We start from the raw sequence: 21,148 nt of genomic DNA on the forward strand, positions 1-21,148 counted from the left end.
CGGACTGGAGCGCCGCTGGCGTCGCCTTCAACAGGTTGAACCTGCGGCAACTGACCCAGCGAGAGATTTTCTGAGGCTTTGAGCCAAGTTTAATGGTTTGCGGGTTGCCGGGGCTTCGACTTTGATTGACCCACGAAATGTCCCCTTGAACGGCAGGCCAGCTTGTGCCGCCTCAGGCTGCAGGATGTTTCGGAAGGTTACCATAAGGGGCGGCGGCTTGCCGGGCTTTGGCCGGAATGCGTCAATGGAGCCTGCCCGCGAACGGACTGTGCAAAGGAATGAGGATGACGAGTTCGATGCCTTGGGATGTTGCTGCGGCTGGATTGTCCGGGAGACGCACCCGGTCCGTTGCAACGCTGCGGCGCATGGCCTCAATGGGGGCACTTCTGCTGTGCGGAGCGGCGGTTCTGCCTGCTCATGCTGAAACTGCTCAGACCGAAGCGCCCTCGGCGCAGGCCGAAAGCGAGACGGCGCGGCTCAATCAATGGTTCGATGCGAAGTTCGAGGAGCAGATGGCCTTCAGTCCGATGTGGTATTCCTATCGGGGCGAGAAGACGGCCTATGACAAGATCGACGATCTTTCGGAGGCCGGAATGCTCGCGCCCGTCGAGTGGCGCCGCAAGTCCGTCGAAGAGATGAAGGCGAAATTCGACCGGGCCAGGCTAACCAAAGACGCACAGGTCTCGTATGATCTATGGATCAATCAGTACGAGCACGCGGCGCTCGCTTATAAATTCCGCAGAAATGAATATGTGTTCAATCAGATGAACAGCCCGCATGCGTGGCTCCCCCAGTTCCTGATAGCAATCCACAGGGTTGATGAGCTGTCGGACATGGATGCGTATGTCGCGCGTATTGGCGGGATTTCACGGGGGCTCAAGCAAAGTCTCGAGCGCGCAAAGCTGAACGCCGCAGCGGGCTCACGCCCTCCCCGATTTTCCTACGATCTGGTGCTCGACCAGTGTCGAGACCTGATTTCCGGAGCGCCGTTCGGCGGGGAGGGCAGCAGCGCTCTATTGACCGATGCCCAGGCCAAAATCGATGCGCTGGTAAAAAATGGGAAGCTGGATCGCAAAGGGGCCGAGCGCTATTCCGCGGCGGTGCGCGAAGCGCTGATCAAGGAACTGGCACCTTCGTATCGCGAGATCATAGCATGGCTGGAGGCTGACCGGTCGAACGCGGATACCATTGCAACAGGTGTGGGCAAGAACCCCGGTGGCAAGGAATATTACGAAGCCCAGCTCGTGATTTCGACCACGACGGATCTGAACGCAGACCAGATCCACCAGATCGGCATCTCCGAGGTGGCGCGGATCAAGAATGAGATGGAGGCCATCAAGGAGCAGGTCGGTTTCAAGGGATCGCTGAAGGAATTCTTCGCCTTCGTCCGCGACGATGATCAATTCTACTATCCCAACACGGATGAGGGGCGGCAAGCCTATATCGATGCCGCAACGAAGCATCTCAACTACATGACAGCCAAGTTACCGCAGTATTTTGGAATTCTGCCCAAGGCCGAAGTCGTGGTCAAACGGGTCGAGCCATTCCGCGAGACCGCTGGCGCAGCGCAACATTACCAGTTGGCTTCGCCCGATGGGTCGCGACCGGGGGTGTATTATGCTCACCTTATCGACATGAAAGCGATGCCGATCCCGCAACTGGAGGTGATCGCCTATCATGAAGGAAATCCCGGGCATCACATGCAGTTTTCGATCGCGCAAGAACTGACCAATGTCCCCAAGTTCCGGACGATGCTCTATTACAACGCGCTTCAGGAAGGGTGGGGGCTCTATTCGGAATATCTGGCCAAGGAGATGGGCGGATATAAGGATCCCTATTCCGACTTCGGGCGTCTGACGACGGAAATCTGGCGCGCCATTCGGCTGGTGGTCGACACCGGGCTGCACTCCAAGGGGTGGACCGAGCAACAGGCGGTCGCGTATTTCAGCGAGAACTCGCCAGCTGCCGAGGGCCAGATCCGATCCGAAGTGCAGCGTTACATCGTGATGCCCGGCCAAGCGACGGGTTACAAGATCGGCATGATCAAGATGCTGGAGCTGCGCAGGAAGGCAGAAGCCGCGCTGGGCAAGAAATTCGATATCAAGGGCTTTCACGACACGGTGCTGGGGGCAGGGCAGATGCCGCTCGATATCCTGGAGCGCCGGATCGACGATTGGATTGCGGCGCAACAGTCGGTTTGATCCAGAAGCGCTACGTCAGGCCAGAGGCCCTGCAAGCCTTGATGGCGGCAACCCGCGGCCCTGACCATTTGCGACAGATATTCCTGAAGAAAGGGGCCAAGATGATGATCGCATGGGTTTCTCGATTGGCGCTCGTCGCCCTGATGGCGACTGCGCCTGCCGTGGCGCAAGACAATGGGCCCGAAGCCAGACCCATCTACAAACGCGACCAGTGGCTTCCGAAATCGGTGCCCACCTCGGACGATGGCCTGCGCATCCCGGTTCCGGCTGATTTCAACGCGCCCAAGGGGTCGTTCGTGCTCGTTGGCGGGCGGTTGTTTGACGGCACCGGGGCACCTGCGCGACCGGCGACCATCGTGGTGGAGGGCAAGACCATCACTGCGGTCCTCAACCCCGGTGATCGTAACTGGCCCGAAGGCGCCGTTGTCTTCGATGTTGCCGGCAAGACAGTGATGCCGGGCCTGATCGACTTGCATACCCATCTCACCTTTCTGGATACTGCGAGCGCCAGCAGCGTTTTTTCGGCGGCGAATCTCAGCAGCGCGGAATCCGCCATGCGGGCCGTGCAGCGCATGGCTATCTATCTCCAGGCCGGGATCACCAGCGTGCGGGACGTCGGCTCACATGGCGATGTGCCGTTCGTGCTCAAGCGCCGCCAGGCGGAGGGTTTGATCGCCGGCCCCCGCATCTTTGCCGCCGGGCAACTGATCACCCAGACCGGTGGGCATGGTGCGATACATGCGTTTTCGCCGGGATCGCCCGAGGTGACCAACGGCAACCCGAACTCTATGGCGCGGATTGCAACCGGCCCTGACCAATGGCGCGAGGCGGTGCGCATCCAGTTCGCCAAGGGCGCCGACCTCATCAAGCTCGCAAGCGAGTATACCCAGGAAGAAGTTACGGCCGCAGTAGACGAGGCTCATTCGCTGGGCCTGCCCGTGACGGTCGATGCCGAGACCCAGTATATCGACATGGCGATCAAGGCTGGGGTTGATTCGATCGAGCATCCTTTGCCGCGCAGCGACGCTGCGGTCGCGCTGATGGCGAGGCGCGGGATCGCTTCGGTGCCGACGCTGATCCCCTATCGCCTGATTTCGCGCAGATCGGGCGGCTATTATGGCACGCCTTCGCGCCGGTTCCAGTTGAATGAGACCACCATCATGGAGATGGCCAAGAAAATGCACCGCGGCGGCGTCAAGATGGGGATCGGACTGGACCTGATCCTGGATGCTCCGGCTCATCTGCCCGGCGCCTATATCAACGAGCTGGAGAGCTTCGTCGATCTAGGATTTACCAAGCCAGAGGCGCTGGTTGCGGCGACCAGGACAAGTGCCGAGATCATGCACATGGGAGACCGGATTGGGACGATCAGAGCTGGAATGCTCGCGGATATCATCGTCATCGATGGCAATCCCGACGAGGATTTCGCAGCTTTGCGAAAGGTGACCACGGCCTTTGTCAACGGTCGCCTCATGTTGCAGGACGGCCGCATCTATGTTCCGGCCCATGAAGAGGTCCCTCTCCCTGGTGCCAGGTAAGCGGATCTGCGGACCAAAGCGCAAGACACCCCGTCTGCGTTTGCCGTGCGCCTGGGACTGACCGCTCGCTCGCTCTGGGTCCGTCGATACAACGCCGATCGCTTGACGATCCATTGCCTGGACGAACCGGATCGGAGCCCCGACACGATCAAGTATGAAGATGCTGCGAGCAACGGACGCCGTTTGGCGCTGGGGAGTTTCACCGCGATCATCGCGCGAAATGTGTCTTGCGGCGGGCCTGTAAAGGCGGCGTAGATTATCTGGCGCAAAGAGCCAGAATTACTGACTTTATAATAATAAAGGTCGGGCTAACTTTCGAATGATGTAGCAAAATCTCGCTCACCGATCGCATCGGGGCAGGATGTTCTGTTGTTTAAGCAGGGCACTGACAGCAACGGCGCGTATATAATAATTTGACAGAGCTTAAGAAGCTGAATGAATAAATAAAAATTAAGGGGATTGGGACCATGATAAAGACCAAAGCAAGTAACAGGCTTTTGGCTACCATATCGATGGGCGCATTTATGTGTTCGACCGCGGCACTCGCCAATGACCAAGTGCCGGAGCAGGGCGACGCGAGAACGCGCAATCCAAGCGAGATCGTCGTGACGGCGACGCGCCGCGACACTACGATCTTGCGCACGCCGGTCAGCGTCAGTGCCTACTCCCAGGAAGATCTCGATGTGAGGGGCGTGCGCAACATTGAGGACCTCGCGCGCATGACTCCGGGGCTTTCGCTCAACCAGGGGGCGTTCGGCGCCAGCTATCTTGTGATCCGCGGGCTCACCTCCGTGATCGGCGCGACGATGAACGGCGTCTATATCGACGACACGCCTGTCCAGGTTCGCTCATTGAGCACGACATCCAACTTCTATCCCGCCATGTTCGACCTTGAGCGCATCGAAGTGCTGCGTGGCCCCCAGGGCACCTTGTTCGGCGCTGGCGCCATGGGCGGTGCCATCCGCTTCATCACTGCAAAGCCGAGCGTCAGCGAGTATTCCGGTTATGGGCGTGCCGAGCTGGCGACGACCGAAGGCGGCGCGCTGAGTTACGAGGCGGGGGCTGCCGTTGGCGGGCCCCTTGTCGAGAACAAGATCGGATTTCGGGCAAGTGGCTATTATCGCCGCGACGGCGGCTATATCGATCGCGTCCCTTACATCCAGAATGGGGGCACACCCAAGCAAAACGCCAACTCGCGCGATACCTATGTCGGCAACTTCGCGTTGTTGCTCAAGCCGACCGAAGATCTGACGATCACGCCATCTGTCTTCTACCAGAAAGCCAACCGGAACGAGAGCGACCAATTCTGGGAATGGCGACCCAATGTCGATCTGCCACCATTTCCGGCATTCACCAGCGGCGAAAGCATTCCCTCCTTTGGCCGGGACCGCGCCGTTCTTTATGCGGTCAAGGCGGAAGCCGATCTTGGGCCGGCAAGGCTGATCAGCAATACCTCATACCTCGATCGCAAGGTCGTGAACAGCGACGATGGCACCGGTCTTCTGCTCGATATACTCGGTCTACCCGCCGCGGGATTCGGCTTGCCGGGCATCATTGATGAACGTCTGTCGGTCGACGTCACCATAAGGCAGCGGACGTTGACCCAGGAGCTGCGCCTGGTGTCCAACCCCAGCGCGAGCCCGATCAGCTATTCGTTCGGCCTGTTCTACCAGAACGCGCGTCAGAGCGCGGTCGAATTCAACAGGGCTGCCAGGCCCGATATTTTCTACATCCCTTCCATCAACGGCAATGTCAATTTTGGCAATGACAGAGCGCTGGACCGCCAGTTTGCCGTTTTCGGGCAGGTCGACTACAAGCTGACCGACAAGCTCAGTGTCAGCGCCGGTGCGCGCTATTCGTACATTGAATTCGATTTTCGCGGTGTAACGGGCAACAATGTGCCCACCGATGTGGTCACCAGCGGAAGCACTGCAGAAAGCCCGATTACGCCCAAGTTCGGGATCGAGTATCAGGCCACCGACGATCTGATGGTCTATGCCAGCGCAGGCAAAGGGTTTCGTCCGGGCGGCTCCAACGTCGTTCCAACGCTACCCGACCCCGCATGCACCGCCCAGCTCAGAAATCTGGGTTATGAAGATGTACCAAGGCAGTACCGTTCGGACAGCACGTGGAGCTATGAAGTTGGTGCGAAGGGGCGCGCTGGTCGCTGGCTGACCTTTGCGGCGAACGCGTTCCAGATCGACTGGACCGATGTTCAGCGAAGCCGGACCGTGGTCAATTGTGCTTCGCCGTTTATCGACAACCTCGGCAAATCGCGCGCCCGGGGCGTGGAGGCGCAGTTCACGATCACGCCTGTCACCGGTCTCTCGCTCGATGTGAACTTCAGCTACACCCGGGCGACCGTGCAGGAGACCCTCATCCGTCCCGCTATCCTCAATCCTGACGGGTCGGTGGCGAGCCCGGCGGCTAACATCGTCACCAAGGGGGATCGTTTCGCGCCACCCTGGATCGTTTCGCTCGCGGGCAATTACGAGACCAGCCTGGGGGCCAGCGGGTTGACGGGCTATGGCCGTGTGCAATGGGATTATCGCAGCGGCCTGGACAACCCATCGGGCAATCTCGGTTTCGATCCGCTGTATGCGCGCGTATTCACCCGAAACTTTGTGGCCGCAAGACTGGGAGGGCGTGCCGGCAATACGGATATCTCGCTGTTCATCAATAATGTCCTGAATTCACGCGACGAATTGTCGAGGCTGGGGATAGGTCCCGGCCAGCGGCTGCTGCGGCAGGTCTATCGGCCGCGGACATTCGGGGTCACCGCGAGCTACCGGTTTTGAGCCGATCCTGGCGCGATGCGGTTCCGCACGGCCTGGACGATCAGCGACACTCAGTGATTGTCTCGCAATCGAACGGTCAGGCTGGTCGGAATGGTCGCCGCCGTGGGAAGCAATATCTGCCAGAAGGATTGAAGATGGCACAAGCCCGTCTTGGTCGCGGCCACAGAACGAGCGTTGCATGATGGTCACGCAGCCCCCGGTCAATCTGAAGGACTGGCTGGTCTGGGACAATCACGGTTGCTTGCCTTTGCGGCCGTTCGATACCGTTTTCCTTCCGCAACTTGCCCGCTATCGGCAGGCGGGGGTCGATGTCGCCATCGTCAATATCGGCTTTGGCGACCATGGTATCGAAGACCACATCCGGATGATCGCCAATTTTCGTCACTGGCTCAAGCAACATCCCGAAAGCTATGTGCTGATCGCGACGGTGGACGATATCGAACGGGCCCGGCGCGAGGGTAAGCTGGCGATCGCGTTCAACATGGAAGGCGCCAACGGTGTGGCCGATCAGCCCAGCCTGATCAGCCTGTATTATGATCTTGGCGTCCGATGGATGCTTATGGCCTACAACCGCGCCAACCGGGTCGGCAGCGGCTGCCATGAGGAAGAGGACCGCGGGTTGACCGCGTTCGGGCGTATCGTATTGGACGAGATGGCCCGTGTCGGCATGGTGGCCTGCTGTTCGCACACTGGCCATCGTACGACGATGGACGTGATGCATTACGCGTCGCGACCGGTCATCTTCTCGCACTCCAACCCGCGGGCGCTGCACGACCACCCCCGCAACATCCGTGATGAAGCCATGCGGGCCTGCGCTGCGACCAAAGGCGTGGTCGGGATCAACGGCATCGGTATTTTCCTAGGCGAGAACGACAATTCGACTGAAACCTTCGTGCGCCACGTCGATTATGCGGTTCAGTTGATCGGTGCCGAGCATGTTGGGCTGGGGCTGGACTATGTCTTCGATGCCGCTGAACTGGATGATTATCTCGTCAGCATGGCCTCCACTTTTCCCGAAGGCTTCAGCTATCAGGCCGGTATGAAGATGATCGAGCCCGAGCGGCTGTCGGACATCGTCGAAGCTCTCGTGAAACTGGGGTACCCCGAAGCCGCCATTGGCGGGATTCTGGGCGGCAACTTCATGCGCGTGGCCCGCGACGTCTGGCGACCTGCCTAGGTCTCGGCGATGCAAAGCCGGGACACCCGGGGCTGGTGTCCACCACGGCAGCAACCCGCGTGAACACTGCCCCGGGCGCAGACTCCGCTTGTGCTAGTCGATCGCTGCCAGAGTGTAGAGGAACTCGGCATAGGCCATGACCGAGTCGACGAGGCCTGCCACCTTGGGGTTGGTGGACTCGATCAAGAGATATTCATCGGGCGCATGGGCATAGCCGCCAGTACCCAGCCCGAACCGCCCCACCGGAACGGATACGGGTGGCTGGGTGAATGTCCCGCCAGGCCAGCTTCCCGCAAGCCTCACGGTGAGATCCGGTCTGATGCCCAGCTTCCTGTACGTTGCCATCGCAGTGCGGATGAGGCGGCTGTTCTCGTCGGTTTCGGTGGGATCGTAACCGCCACTCACCTTCATCTCGACATCGGCAAAGCCTTGCTTGTCGAGATGCGCGCGCAGCTTCTGAACGGCCTCGGCGCGCGTCTGATTGGGCACCAGCCGGAAATCGAGCTTGGCAACCGCACGGTTGGGCAGGATGGTCATGCCGCCGGGACCGGTGTGGCCCGCGACCAGCCCTTCGATATTGACGGTCGGCGCCTGGGCCAGCCGGATAAGCGCATCCGGGAAGGGGAGGTCGTCGATCCAATGGGTGATACCAAAGGCATCTTTCATCTGCCCTTCGGTCACGGGCGATATCGCTTGTGTGATCAGGGATTTCTCGCGCTCGGTTAGCAGGCGGACATTCTCGAACCAGCCTTCGATCGCAGGGGTATTGCCGTCAGGCGTAACCAGTGTCTGCAGGGCCTGCACCAGTCGCCATACCGGAGAATCGACTATGGCCTTCAGGCTGGAGTGAATGTCGTTCTTCGGTCCTCGGCCCCATTTGTTGCCACTGGCGATCAACTCCAGCTCGATGATACCCTTCGCGCCCAGTTCGACTGCGGCATTTCCCTCCAGCCCCTGCATGGTGGTGGGCATGAAGACGCCGTCGCACGACCGCAGCGCGGCGAGCACACGGGGCGTTGTGACGAGCTGGCGGAAATTGGGAGAGCCGATCTCCTCCTCGCCTTCGCAAATGAGGACGAGATTGACCGGCAAGGTGCGCCCAGCCGCCCGGATGGCATGCAGAGCGGAGAGAAACGTCGCCTCGGGGCCCTTGTGATTGGCCGACCCCCTGCCGACCATCGTGGTGCCAAGCCCCTTTCGCTCGACAAGCCTGCCCTCAAGCGGGGGAGAGGACCATTCGGCGGGAGTGAATTGCTTGACGTCATACATGAAATAGAGACCCAAGGTGCGTGGCGCCCCCACGTCGATCTTGCCAAACACGCCCGGATGCCCGTCTGTCGGGATGATCTCGACATCGGTGAATCCTGCATCCCTCGCCAGTCCGGCGAAATAGGCGGCGCCCTCGGGCATGTTCAGGTTTTCGGCAGCGATCGATGGCAGTGCTATCCAGTCGCGGATGCGCTTGATGGCCGTATCCTTGCCTGCCAGCGCCGCAGCGCGCACATCCGATAATGCGCCCGATTGCGCCAGAAGGGGTAGCGGTTGAGCCAGGGCAATGCCGGCGCCCAGCAGTGCGCCGGTTTGGATCAGGTCGCGACGGTTGAGGCAGTCGAAGTCATCGAAGGTCATAGGAAGCCCCTTGGAAACACAGCAATGGGCACCTGGTTTCGGATGATCGGGCGGCCAATACAAACCTGAATGTCTCAGGCTAAGCCTGAGCTTTTCTATAGGCCTGGCCGCGCGATGACATCGACAGCAGAGATTTCGACGGCACAGGTCGATCATGCCGCTGACCGAATTCAGCCAGCCCACCGTTCCAGCATGAGAATAACTACCCTTGAGCGATAAGATTAGTGATTTGCGCCGTCGCTGGCTTTCTCCGAAACTCTGTCGCGATGGCAAAACAGAAACGCTGGTTCGACGCGCTCAGCCCAACCTAGCCCGGGGCCGTGGTTGACCGGCGGAGCGACCTCTCTGGCGCTGAGGAAGGCGCCAGGTTCGCTGGCAAAGGCTGGTCCTGTGAATTGTGTGCGGGCGAAACGCAGCTTCTTCGCGATGTGCTGCGGGCATATTGCGGCGTCATCCATGACGATGGGCAGCAAAGAGAATTTCCAGGAGGCAATATTGCTGCATTTGAATGGCGTTGAGCATGTTTATCCAAACGGAATGCGTGCACTCGATGGGGTCACAATCTCGATCGGCAAGGGAATGTTCGGGCTACTGGGACCAAATGGTGCTGGAAAATCCTCGCTGATGCGGACCATCGCGACGCTGCAGACACCGACCGCCGGCGCGATCAGGTTCGGCGATATCGACGTGCTGGCCGAGCCAGGCCGTCTCAGGGCGACTTTGGGCTATCTGCCGCAGGATTTCGGGGTGTATCCCCGCGTTTCCGCTTACGACATGCTCGATCACATGGCGTCGCTCAAGGGCGTCATCTCGGCCGCTGACCGGCGCGCGACAGTGGAATCCTTGCTGGTCCAGACCAACTTATGGGGTGTCCGCACCAAGGCGATCGCGGGATTTTCAGGCGGAATGCGCCAGCGCTTCGGGATCGCGCAGGCGTTGATCGGCAACCCCGAACTGATCATTGTCGACGAGCCGACCGCTGGTCTCGATCCGGAAGAGCGCAACCGCTTCTATAATCTGCTGGTGGAAATCGGCGAGAACGTCGTGATCATCCTGTCCACTCACATTGTCGAGGATGTCGCCGATCTGTGCCCGCGCATGGCGGTGCTTGCGGCGGGGCGCATCCAGCTTGAGGGCGCGCCCGGTGATCTGATCGCGCGCAGCCGCGGCACCATCTGGGCCAAGACGATCGAGCGCGACAGGCTCGACGACGTCAAGCTTGGCTATGAGGTCATCTCGACCCGGCTGTTTGCAGGCCGAACCATCATCCACATTCTGTCTGAAACGGACCCCGGCAACGGCTTTGCGCCTGTCGAGGGCGGGCTGGAAGACGTTTACCTGTCGACCTTGACGCAAATCCGCCGCGCCTCCGCGCAACCAGCCGTTTGAGGGGCACGTTGATGTTCGGTACGATCGCGCGCTTCGAGCTGCGTTACCAGTTCCGCAACCCGGTGTTCTGGGTTGCCACCGTCCTGTTCTTCCTGCTGACCTTCGGCGCAACGACGGTTGAATCGATCCGCCTCGGCAGCGGCGGCAATATCTTCACCAATGCGCCGACCGCGATCGCCCAGATCATGCTGACAATGTCGCTGTTCTTCATGTTCGTGACCACCGCCTTCGTCGCCAACGTGGTCGTGCGCGACGACGAGACCGGCTTTGGCGGGATCATCCGCTCAACCAAAGTCAACAAGCTTTCCTATATGCTGGGTCGGTTCAGCGGCGCGTTTCTCGGCGCTGCGGTGGCGTTTCTGGCGGTGCCGGCAGCGATCTGGATTGGCACTTGGATGCCATGGGTTGATCCGGAGTTGATCGGCCCCAACCGGCTGCAGGATTATGCGTTTGCCTTCCTCGTCATTGCTCTGCCCAACCTGCTGATCACCTCGGCGATCTTCTTTGCGGTCGCGATCTGGACCCGTTCGGTCACCTACAGCTATCTCGCGGTGATCGTGTGCATGTTTGCCTATTTTGCACTCACGGCCATGCTGCGGAAATGGCCCGATGTGTCGCTTGCGGCCTATTTTGAGCCATTCGGCACGATCGCATATGGCCTGGGCATCCGCTACCTGACCCCGATCCAGGCGAACACGCAGTCACTGGAACTGACCTGGATGCTGCTCAGCCACCGCCTGGTGTGGATGGCCTTGTCGATTGCGCTGGTCATCATCGCCGTCTGGCACTTCCGCTTCGCCGAACGCGGCACGTCGCCGCGCGGCGCCCGGCGTCAGGCGGCGCGCGAGGCGAAGCTGGCCGCCGTCAGTCCCCTGGTCGTCCGGCAGCTTCCGGACAGCATGCCCGAGCGCGGAGTATGGCATCAGCTGCGCACGCGCACCCTGCTGGAAATGAAGCTCGTCTTCAAAAGCCCAGCCTTCTGGGTGCTTGCACTGGTCGGATCAATCAACCTGCTGCTCACGCTGACGCTTGCCGGCCGCTTCTACAATGTGCCTCCCTGGCCGCGGACGTTTGTGCTGGTCGAAACGGTTCGGGGTGCTTCGGCCCTGATCACGGTTCTGATGGCGATCTATTTTGCAGGGGAAGTCGTATGGCGTGAACGCGAGCGCCGGATCAACGAGATCATCGACGCGACAGCGGTCCCCAATTGGGTTTTTCTGGTCTCCAAGCTTTGCGGGGTGGCAGGTGTCCTGATCGCGCTCAGCGTCGGGGTGGTGCTCGTCCAATCGATAGCGTTTCAGCTGGTGCGCGGGGTCGCCGATATCGAACTTGGCCAGTGGTTGGCGTGGTTCGCCGCGCCCAACATCTTTTATGTCATCCATCTGTCTGTTCTGTCGATCGTGGCCCAGGCTGTCAGCCCGAACAAGTTCGTCGGCTGGGGCATCATGCTGCTGTACCTCGTATCGACGATCGTTTTCGCCGGTCTGGGCCTCAGCCACCCGCTGCTCAATTACGCCGAAGCCTCAAACCCGCTATCGGACATGAATGGCGATGACTACGGCGGCGCCACCGCCTGGGCGCTGCGGTTCTATTGGACCGCCTTTGCCGCAATTCTCGTCATCATCGGTCATCTGATGTGGCGTCGTGGTACCGCCGTGACGCTTGCCGGGCAGTGGCGCACGCTGCCCGCGAGATTGCGCGGCATGCCCCTCGCAATCATGGCCCTCGCGCTGGCGATAACCGCGGGGATGGGCAGCTATCTCTATTACAACATGAACATCGCCAACCATTATTGGGCAGGCGGCGATGCCGAAGACATGCGCACGGCGCGGTATGAGAAGGCGTATGCGCGCTATCTGGGGCGACCGGAGCCGACGCTCACGGATGTCAGGCTCGATGTGGAATTGAGGCCTTCCCGGCGATGGGCACAGTTTGACGGACGCTATCGTTTCAGCAACGCGACAACCAGACCGATCGAACTGCTCCACGTTCGCATCCCCGCCCCGACCTTGCGTGTCGAGGCGATACACGTGCCCGGCGCAACGCTGGTGAGCGACGACAAGGAAAATCTCCACCGCATCTACCGATTTGCCAAGCCTTTGCAGCCGGGCGACCAGGGGACGCTGACCTTCAGAACCGTGCAGGAGAAGCGCGGGCTATATGCGCTGCCTTCAAACCTTCAGGCGTATGAATTCGATGCGCAGCCTGCGGCCAACGGGGCGTATCTGACCAATTTCGCCTTCGCACCGGCGCTCGGGATGAGCGGTGCCAATTTCCTGCAAGGCAACAAGCAGCGGCGCAAATACGGCCTGTCAGCCGGAAAGACAGCGCCCAGGCTCGGCGATCCAGCGGCCCGCAACAGGAACTTCGCGAGCGTCGATCGCGTGAACACGGACATTACGGTCACAACGGATGCAGACCAGACACTGGTGGTGACAGGGGCGCGGGTATCCGAGACTGTCGCCAACGGCCGTCGGACAGCGAGGTTCGTATCTCCCATCCCATCGCTGAACTTCATCACGATCCAGGCCGGTCGCTACGCGCAGAAATCTGTCGATGCCGGTCGCGGCGTCCGTGCCAGCGTTTATTATCACCCCGAACATGCGATGAACATTGACCGGATGCTGAACGCGATGGTCGACTCGCTCAATTACTATCGCGATAATTTCGGTCCCTACCAATATGGCTACGCGCGCATCATCGAACGGCCCGATTACGGTGGTGGCGCGAACTCTGCACCCGGGACGGTGGGCTACTCCGAAAAAGTCGGCTTCATCATGGATTTCCGCGATCCACATCGGCTCGATTTCCTCGCCTACCTCACCGCGCACGAACTGGCGCACCAGTACTGGTTCCACCAAGTGATGCCCGCGGACATGCAGGGAGCCGAGGTTCTTACCGAGACATTGGCGCAGTATTCGGCGCTGATGGTGATGAAGAAGAACTTGGGGGCCGATCAGATCCGCCAGTTCCTCAAATACGAGCAGGATATCTATCTGCAGGGCCGCCGGCTGGAAGCAGCCGAGGAACAGCCGCTCGCCAAAGTCTACAGGCAGGGATACATTCACTACAATAAGGGCTCGCTGGTCATGTATCTTCTGCAGGATCGTCTGGGCGAGGACCGGGTCAATGGGGTGTTGCGCAGTCTGATAGAGCGGTATCGGTCCAAACCTGCGCCTTTTGCCAGTTCGAGCGACCTGGTGGATGGGTTGCTTGCGATTGCCCGCACGCCTGCCGAGCGCGAACTTATCCGGGACCTGTTCTACCGTATCACCCTCTATGACCTCAGGGTCAGCCAGGCGACGGTCCGAAAGATGCCGGACGGCCGCTATGAAACTCTCATCACGGTGGCAGCAGGAAAGTCCTATGCCGATGGCAAGGGCAATGAGCGTGAAGCAACGTTCAACGAGCAACTCGATATCGGCGTATTCCGCGCCAATCCCGACGATCGGGGATTCACCCGCGAGAAGGTGATATCATTGCAGCGCCTGCCGATCCGCTCAGGCCAACAGAACATCCGCATGATCACGACGAGCAAGCCAGCCTATGCCGGTATCGATCCGTACCTCACGTTTGTCGACCGCAACGTCAGCGACAATGTGGTGGCGGTGACGGAAAGAGGTCGATAGCCTCACTTCGGCGGAACGACATCCGCATCCAAGGGTTCCACCGCCGTTGAAGCTCAATGCCGGCATGCGCGGAGCCCTGCTTGTCGAGGCACGTCAATCGTCTGCGCGCAGGGCAGAGGCGAGCATTCGGGCAAGGCGTGCGATGTGATCCTTGTCAGATCGCCCACCCACGACCGACAAACGCCAGTATAGCGGAGCTGCGATAAGGTCCGCCGCGGTTTCGCGGTCTACGGATGGCGAGAGCTCGCCTCTCTCGATGGCTCGATCGAGCAATCCGTTGATTCGTTCGCGTCGTGCGCGCTGGAATGGCCGTATGGCCGTTTCGAGCGCTGGAGTTCGCTCGATCTCGGCATGGAGGTCCGTAATGATCCGCCGCATCTTTGGGTGTCGGAGCACCCGGCGAAGCGCGAAGAGCAACGCCTTCAGATCGGCTTCGAGAGACCCCTGATCGCCAACATCGGTGATCGTCAACCCGACACGCGACAGAAGGTCGCCTGCCATCACCGATTTTTCGGGCCAGCGCCGATAGAGTGCGGCCTTGCCGACGCCAGCCGAGCGGGCAACACGCTCGAGGCTTAGCCCTGAATAGCCAGTGCGGGCCCATTCCTGGAAAAAGGCGCGGGTCAGCGCGTCCGTGACGTCAGCACGCATGACTGCTGCGCCGCTCAGAGTGCGGATTCGGGTTCCGACATCGTCGGAACGGTTGCGTTCCATCCACAGATCCCTAAATATGGTCGGAACGCAATCGTTCCGACCAACTGGAGATAGATCATGAGTGAAGATATTGAAAGCTTTTCGGCCATGCTTCGCAAGGCGCTCGGGGACCGGATCGACCGGGACGCCAGGTCGTTCCCGGACATGATGGACGAACACGCCGTGATGGAGTTTCCCTATGCGCTGCCCGACCTGCCTGATCGGCTCGATGGCCGAGAGGCCGTCGCCCGCCACCTTGAAGGGCTGGGCGGCCTCATCGCGTTCGACAGGATGGGCGAACCGACCGTGCATCCCACGACCGATCCCGCCGTGGTCATCATCGAGTTCGAGGGCTTCGGTCGCGGGGTGGCGACAGGCGCGCCCTATGATCAGCGCTATATCTCAGTGATCCGCACCGAGAACGGCCGCATTGTTCTCTATCGCGATTACTGGAACCCGATCGCCGTGCTCCGTGCAACAAAGGGCGCGGCGTTCGTCGATGCCCTTGTGGGGGGAGGCGCCGGCCATGAATGAGCGGGTTCTCGTAACCGGCGGCACGGGGAAGACAGGTCAGCAGGTCGCCAGCCAGCTTGCGCTGCGCGGGATCGAAGCGCGCGTCGCCACGCGCGACCCATCGTCAGCGAACCAGGTCCGGTTCGATTGGGGTGACGCGACGACATACGGTCCTGCGCTCGAGGGCGTTGGCGCGGTCTACCTTGTTGCGCCGACCGATCAGACGGAACAGCTGTCCGCTATGCATCCCTTCCTCAAGCGGGCGGTATTGCAGATCCCGGGACGACTGGTGCTGCTGAGCGCTTCTTCGCTCGAGGCAGGTGGGCCGATGATGGGTGAGGTTCATGCCTGGCTGGACGCCCATGCGCCGCTCTGGACGGTCTTGCGCCCAAGCTGGTTCATGCAGAACTTCACGACCCAGCATTTGCATTCGATCCTTCATGAGGGGTGCGTGTACTCCGCGACGGGGGACGGACGCGTGCCGTTCATCGATGCCGCCGATATCGCTGCCGTTGCAGTAGAGGCCCTGACCAGTTCCGCGCTTCCTTCCAGCGAGCATGTGTTGACAGGTCCGGAAGCCCTTACCTACGCCGAAGTGGCAGATGCGATCAGCGCAAGAATCGGCAGACCTGTCCGTCATTGCCGTCTGACGGTGGACGCGTTGGCGGACCGGTACGCCGGATCTGGTATCCCCCGATCCTATGCCCTCACGCTTGCCGGCATGGACGAGGCAATCGCGCAAGGGTCCGAGGACCGGATCACTCTGGAGGTGGAGCGGATAACGGGGCGGCCAGCGAATAGTCTTGCAAGCTTTCTGAAGGGTCAAAGCGCTTTGGCCTGAAAAAACTTGGGACAGGCGCGGCCGCGGCGTCTGCTATCCGCTCGCCCGCCCGCGCCGTCTTGCTGCAGCCCGGGCCGCCAGCGCGCCCCCCAGTATGAAGAGGGGCGAAATCAGCATGAAGATTCCAAGCCCTATATTGGCCCCGCCTTCGCCCTTCCGCACAAGCTGGTCCAGACTTGGCAGACTCCACACGATTGCGGTGAGGATGCCGGCTGTCAGCCATGCAGCCCTGCCTGCGTTGGGCAATATCGAAATGGCAATGAAGGGCAAGGCCACCAGAACGACATGAACCGCCAGAACCGACCGGGTTATCCCCCATGTTCCGTCCCCGCTCGCAACGATTGCATCGGCATTCGTCAGGGCAACGGTGCCGAGCCCGATGAGGACGGCGACCAGGCATCCAGATAGGATCTCGCCGAGCCGTGATTTCGGTGATCTCTTCATATTTCCATCCTGTGATTGGCGAAGTGCCCCGTTCCGGGCTGCTGCACAATGACCGAGGCTAGCCAGGGCCTTCAGTCGTCTCGCGCTGTGTTCCGCGGCATATCTCTCGCGATTGACGACAATCGGAAGCCATTCTCCTCGCTCGCCCCGAACCAGCGGCCTCTCACCGTTCGCGCGCTCGTAATGGAAATATCGCTCGGTCGGTCCAGAGGCGAGGGCGTGCCTAGCAAGGGCCTGAAATCGGAGCCACCAGAGCATGGCATATCGTTTCTGGCGTACGGCCAGACGCGGATCGCGGTTCGGCGCAAAACCGGCACGGCTGGGGTTTTGCAGCGATGCGCATCCCCGACAGCAGACCATATCCCGTCAACGCAACACGTGGAGATTACGCCGTGCAATGGGAATACAAACTTGTCACCGAAACCCTGAATGCCGATCAGCTGAACGAATTCGGTGCGGATGGTTGGGAACTTGTCATGGTCGTCTCACCCGCCCATTATGTCTTTCATTATTTCTTCAAGCGCGGATTGAGGGACTGATATGATCCCGCTCCTTTCTCCCGCACCACGGCATGCCCCGATTCAGGTTGCACGCGTGAGGGCCGCACTCACATTGTCGATGAAGGTGCGGACCCGCGGGTCGACGAGGCGTCTGCTGGGATAGAGACAAAGGATGCGCACGGTTTGGACGCCGAGCTCAGGGAAAAGCCGGACAAGGTGCCCGGCTGAAAGATCGTCATCGACAAGGAAGGCTGGAAGCAGCGCGATCCCGAGGCCCGAAAGGGCAGCCATGCGGATTGCTTCTGCGCTGTTCATGCGCAACCGCCCGTGGGCCAGCACCTTGTCGGCGTGTTCGCCGCCCGGATGGTCAAACCATTCCTGCGTTCGTGTGCGGGAACGAAACAGGATGCAATCATGCCCGCTCAGAGCTTCCACGTGTGGAGGATTGCCCCGGCGCTCGAGATAGGATGGGGCGGCACAGATCCACACCGGATATTCGGCAACGACCCGCGAAACGATACCGTCCGGCGCGCTTTCTCCTCCTATCCGAATGGCAAGATCGAAGCCTTCTTCCACGAGATCGACGGGACGGTCGGAGAAATCGATATCGATGCGGACATCGGGCCAGCGTTCAAGATACTCGCCTACCAGCGGCATGATCACGCGCCGGCCAAAGGCGTCCGGAACACTCAGGCGCAGCAGTCCCCGCGGCTTGCCGTCCGGAACGGCGATGCTCGCTTCAGCCTCGTCCATGGCTTCGAGGATGGCCCTTCCGCTCTCGCGGAATCGCTCGCCTTCTGATGTGAGGCTTACAGCGCGGGAGTTACGATGCAGCAGTCTGACACCGAGCCGGGCCTCGAGACGGGCGACAGCCTTGCTGGCGGCCGACCCGGTGAGGCCCATCGTCCGGCCGCCACGGGCGAAGCTTCCCGCATCAGCCACCGCCATGAAGATGACGATCTCGTTGAGGCTGCGTGCGGTCACAATCCGCGTTCCGCGCTACTGATATCGGTCATCACAATCCATCCTTCACCTCTCGTGATCCTGCCGCTGCTGCTGCCATGTGTCTACTGATGTGGAACTCAAAAGCAGCGGTGATCCGTGCCGATCGGTCACAGTTGAGCGGACATCCGTTCACGGCGCGAGCGGCTAATCGGGGCGGGTGACATGGCATGGGCCATGTGGCCTGACGAGGAGCAAATCGACATGACCAGACCTCTAGTACGCCTCAATCCGCCGGCGCTTTGGGACGCCACTGGAAACCATCATTCGCAAGGGACACTGATCGAGACCGGACGGCTGGCCATCTTCTCGGGCCAGATCGCCGCACAAAAAGGCACTGATCACGTGCCTGCTTCGCTCAGAGAACAGACCGATATCGTTTGCCGGAACCTCAGGCTGTGCCTTGAGAGCATTGGGGCATCGCCTTCCGACATCGTCAGCCTGCGCGCCTATATTGTCGACTGGACACCGGATAAGGCTGCAGAGGTGTTTGAGCCGCTTGTTGCCTTTCTCGGCGATACGATGCCGGCAATGACCGGCATCGGTGTAAACGCCCTGTTCTCACCCGAACTCAGGATCGAGATCGAGATGGTTGCCCGTGTTCCTGATCAAAGCTGAACGGGCCGGCCCAAGCCGAGCGATGTATGCGACTGCTCCGGCAGCCTTTGAATGAGGGCGCTATGGGGTGCCATTGCCAACTTGCTGCAAGGCGCCGGGTCAAGGGCATCCATCGATTGCCAGGCGGCCAAGCGCGGCGCTGCCAGCGTATCGGCAGCCGGTTGTAAGGCTTGCCTCCGGCTTGCCAGCGATGTGTCCACCGGCCTTTCGTTGAACAGGCGCAATGCCGCCGCGGAAAGCAGGACTTGCAGCAAGAGCTCTATCGACGCAGGGAATGTCGGACAAAGCGCACCACCTCGTCCAGCAGTTCGGCATCCTCCGGCGTCCCGCCAAAGCCGCCATGCGGCATAGCCTCGAACACATGCAGGTCAGCGGATATGCCCGAGCGCCGCAAGGATCTGTGCAACCGCACGGCGTTCGACAGAAACAGGTCGCGGGTCCCGCTCTGGATGAACGTCGTCGGGAAGCCATCAAAAAACTCGGCAAAGAGCGGGGAAAGGTAAGGGTGGGCCAGATCCGCGCCATGCGCATACAGCAGGTTTGCCGGCATCAGAGGGTTTGGCAGAACGACGTCCACGGTGCTGTTCACGTTGAAGCTGTCGCCGGATTCCGTCAGATCGATCTCCGGCGAAAGCAGCACCAGCCCTGCAGGCATCGCCTTGCCCTCGTCATGCGCACGCAGAACCGTCGCCAGCGCCAGGTTTCCACCTGCGGATCGGCCGCCGATCACGACCCTATGCGCGCCATACCGCGCGACTGCGCTTTCATAGACTGCGAGACAATCATCAAGGGCCGCCGGGAAAGGATGGTCGGGCGGTGTGCGATAGTCGATACCGTAGCAGCACATCCCGTGCGCGATTGCCTGGCTGCGTGCGCTCTCGCGGCAGGCTTCTCCGCTGCCGAACACAAAGGCACCGCCATGCAGGTCAAGGTAGACGCAATTGTCGAAGGCTTCCTCGGACGGTGTCGCGATATGCACCGTCGCACACCCGATCTGGGTTGTTTCGACCTCGACCGCTCCTGATTGGCCGCGATCCCTGATCGCAGCGGCATAATGGGAGTCGGCAGCATGTTTCATGCGGCGCCAGGCTTCGGGATCATTTGCGCTCGGCATGGCATACAGAGCGTTAAGCGGAGTGCCATCCGGTCCGACAGCGGCGCGCAGCCGCTCTTGCGCTTCGGGACTGATGGAAGCGGGCACGGGGATAATGCGCTCCCCGACCTTCACACCTGGCTGTTCGGCGGCATTTCGGCTTTTTGACATCATATGCTCCAAATGTTTGCGGGACGGTCCGATCGTCAGTCACCGCAACCGGTAATCTTCGGGGGCGTCAGACAACTGCAAAACCCGATCATTCAGATTGTTCACTCGAAATCTCTGGCGTGCACGAGGGGCCCCGACTTGCGTGTCGTCCAACAGATACCTGCGGTAATGATCGCGAGCGCTGCGCTTGGCACCAGGTTGGCGGGCGTGCCGACAATCTCGCCGCGGCTGCCGAGATCGCCTCCAACGTCGAGGTGGAGCGTTGTTGCCAGGACGAGGGCGCTGACGTTGTAGACAGCGTGCAGCACGACGGCCACCTCAAGGCCTCCCGTCCTCCACGTAATGGTCGCCATCGCTCCGAACAACACAAGGTAGGAGCCCAGGATGTAAGGGTCGAGCGTGCCGTGAAAGAGGGAGAAAAGAACGGTCGTAAGGGCGATGCCGAGGATTGCACCGGGCAGGGAGCGTCGTGTCCAGCTACCGATAACGCGAAACATCAGGCCGCGCACCCCGTATTCCTCGCCAGCGGCGGCGAGCGGGATAAGCGTCATGCCGATGACGAAGAATGCGACGAGGTCGCCTGTGCTCCACGGGATCCTGTCGTCAGGAACCATTGGCCCGACAGACATGGCGACGAGAACAAGAGGACCAAAGACGAGCAACGCGCGACCAAAAACGCCGAACCGGAAGCAGCCTGCCACCGAGTGCAATGAGCGCGCGGGGACTCCATAGAGCCAGCGCTGGAGCAGCATGCTGTACGGAATGAGAAGGGCGAGCGAGATCGCCCCGGCAGCGAACTGCACAGGGGTAAAGCCTGTGCGTCCAAGGATGTGAGTGTCGATTGCAGCAGCCATTGCGAGGCACGCCTGCGCAAAGATGATCAGGCCTGCCAGGAGCAGGACGATCGCGGCA

Annotated in this window: 16 protein-coding genes; 10 read left to right on the forward strand and 6 right to left on the reverse strand. The window is 60.7% G+C overall.

From position 1 onward, the window contains the following. The first annotated feature begins 284 nt into the window (after positions 1-284). The 4 genes from IP68_RS04095 to IP68_RS04110 all read left to right on the forward strand — a co-directional run bounded on the left by IP68_RS04095 (position 285) and on the right by IP68_RS04110 (position 7,714). On the forward strand, positions 285-2,201 hold the full coding sequence (locus IP68_RS04095) for a DUF885 family protein (RefSeq protein ID WP_231683725.1): 1,917 nt from the start codon (positions 285-287) through the stop codon (positions 2,199-2,201). After that, complete coding sequence (locus IP68_RS04100) at positions 2,198-3,739, forward strand: amidohydrolase family protein (protein ID WP_082382114.1); 1,542 nt, start codon at positions 2,198-2,200, stop codon at positions 3,737-3,739. The genes IP68_RS04095 and IP68_RS04100 overlap by 4 nt, the downstream gene beginning before the upstream one ends. 467 nt (positions 3,740-4,206) lie before the next feature. Further along, positions 4,207-6,537, forward strand: coding sequence for a TonB-dependent receptor (locus IP68_RS04105; RefSeq protein ID WP_082382115.1), 2,331 nt, complete (start codon positions 4,207-4,209; stop codon positions 6,535-6,537). 178 nt (positions 6,538-6,715) lie between these two features. Next, positions 6,716-7,714, forward strand: coding sequence for a dipeptidase (locus tag IP68_RS04110; protein WP_082382116.1), 999 nt, complete (start codon positions 6,716-6,718; stop codon positions 7,712-7,714). Positions 7,715-7,807: 93 nt separating this feature from the next. Here IP68_RS04110 and IP68_RS04115 read toward each other — a convergent pair whose 3' ends face one another. After that, entirely contained in the window at positions 7,808-9,526 is a 1,719-nt protein-coding gene (locus IP68_RS04115; RefSeq protein ID WP_369814818.1) for a M20/M25/M40 family metallo-hydrolase, read from the reverse strand. Between the two features lie 354 nt (positions 9,527-9,880). Here IP68_RS04115 and IP68_RS04120 point away from each other — a divergent pair, with 354 nt between their 5' ends. Then, a complete protein-coding gene (locus IP68_RS04120; RefSeq protein WP_231683728.1) occupies positions 9,881-10,732 on the forward strand; it encodes an ABC transporter ATP-binding protein in 852 nt (283 codons plus the stop codon). Positions 10,733-10,926: 194 nt separating this feature from the next. Next, positions 10,927-14,361: a M1 family aminopeptidase gene (locus IP68_RS04125; protein WP_197275722.1), complete on the forward strand. Its 3,435-nt coding sequence runs from the start codon at positions 10,927-10,929 to the stop codon at positions 14,359-14,361. A 93-nt stretch (positions 14,362-14,454) separates the two neighbouring features. Here IP68_RS04125 and IP68_RS04130 read toward each other — a convergent pair whose 3' ends face one another. Further along, positions 14,455-15,075, reverse strand: coding sequence for a TetR/AcrR family transcriptional regulator (locus IP68_RS04130; RefSeq protein ID WP_054133716.1), 621 nt, complete (start codon positions 15,073-15,075; stop codon positions 14,455-14,457). 57 nt (positions 15,076-15,132) lie between these two features. Between IP68_RS04130 and IP68_RS04135 the strand changes: the two genes are divergently transcribed. Then, positions 15,133-15,588, forward strand: a complete 456-nt coding sequence (locus tag IP68_RS04135) for a nuclear transport factor 2 family protein (RefSeq protein WP_231683730.1) — start codon at positions 15,133-15,135, stop codon at positions 15,586-15,588. Beyond that, the gene (locus IP68_RS04140; RefSeq protein ID WP_054133782.1) at positions 15,581-16,408 is read left to right on the forward strand and encodes an NmrA family NAD(P)-binding protein; all 828 of its coding nucleotides are present in this window, start codon (positions 15,581-15,583) and stop codon (positions 16,406-16,408) included. Before IP68_RS04135 ends, IP68_RS04140 begins: the two co-directional genes overlap by 8 nt. 33 nt (positions 16,409-16,441) lie before the next feature. Here the strand turns inward: IP68_RS04140 and IP68_RS04145 are convergent, their stop codons facing one another. Next, the gene (locus IP68_RS04145; protein ID WP_054133718.1) at positions 16,442-16,852 is read right to left on the reverse strand and encodes a hypothetical protein; all 411 of its coding nucleotides are present in this window, start codon (positions 16,850-16,852) and stop codon (positions 16,442-16,444) included. 335 nt (positions 16,853-17,187) lie between these two features. Here IP68_RS04145 and IP68_RS04150 point away from each other — a divergent pair, with 335 nt between their 5' ends. Next, positions 17,188-17,391, forward strand: coding sequence for a hypothetical protein (locus IP68_RS04150; protein ID WP_054133719.1), 204 nt, complete (start codon positions 17,188-17,190; stop codon positions 17,389-17,391). A gap of 42 nt (positions 17,392-17,433) precedes the next feature. Here the strand turns inward: IP68_RS04150 and IP68_RS04155 are convergent, their stop codons facing one another. Further along, positions 17,434-18,336 carry a LysR family transcriptional regulator gene (locus IP68_RS04155; protein ID WP_156317936.1) on the reverse strand — a complete coding sequence of 301 codons (903 nt, stop codon included), beginning with the start codon at positions 18,334-18,336 and terminating at the stop codon, positions 17,434-17,436. A 183-nt stretch (positions 18,337-18,519) separates the two neighbouring features. Between IP68_RS04155 and IP68_RS04160 the strand changes: the two genes are divergently transcribed. Further along, positions 18,520-18,972, forward strand: coding sequence for a RidA family protein (locus tag IP68_RS04160; RefSeq protein ID WP_197275723.1), 453 nt, complete (start codon positions 18,520-18,522; stop codon positions 18,970-18,972). 259 nt (positions 18,973-19,231) lie between these two features. Here the strand turns inward: IP68_RS04160 and IP68_RS04165 are convergent, their stop codons facing one another. Continuing rightward, positions 19,232-20,236, reverse strand: a complete 1,005-nt coding sequence (locus IP68_RS04165; protein ID WP_054133785.1) for an alpha/beta hydrolase — start codon at positions 20,234-20,236, stop codon at positions 19,232-19,234. Positions 20,237-20,337: 101 nt separating this feature from the next. Continuing rightward, positions 20,338-21,090: a CPBP family intramembrane glutamic endopeptidase gene (locus IP68_RS04170; protein WP_197275724.1), complete on the reverse strand. Its 753-nt coding sequence runs from the start codon at positions 21,088-21,090 to the stop codon at positions 20,338-20,340. Between the last annotated feature and the right edge of the window lie 58 nt (positions 21,091-21,148).

This window comes from Blastomonas sp. AAP25, from assembly GCF_001295965.1.
GTDB classification, from domain to species: domain Bacteria; phylum Pseudomonadota; class Alphaproteobacteria; order Sphingomonadales; family Sphingomonadaceae; genus Blastomonas; species Blastomonas fulva.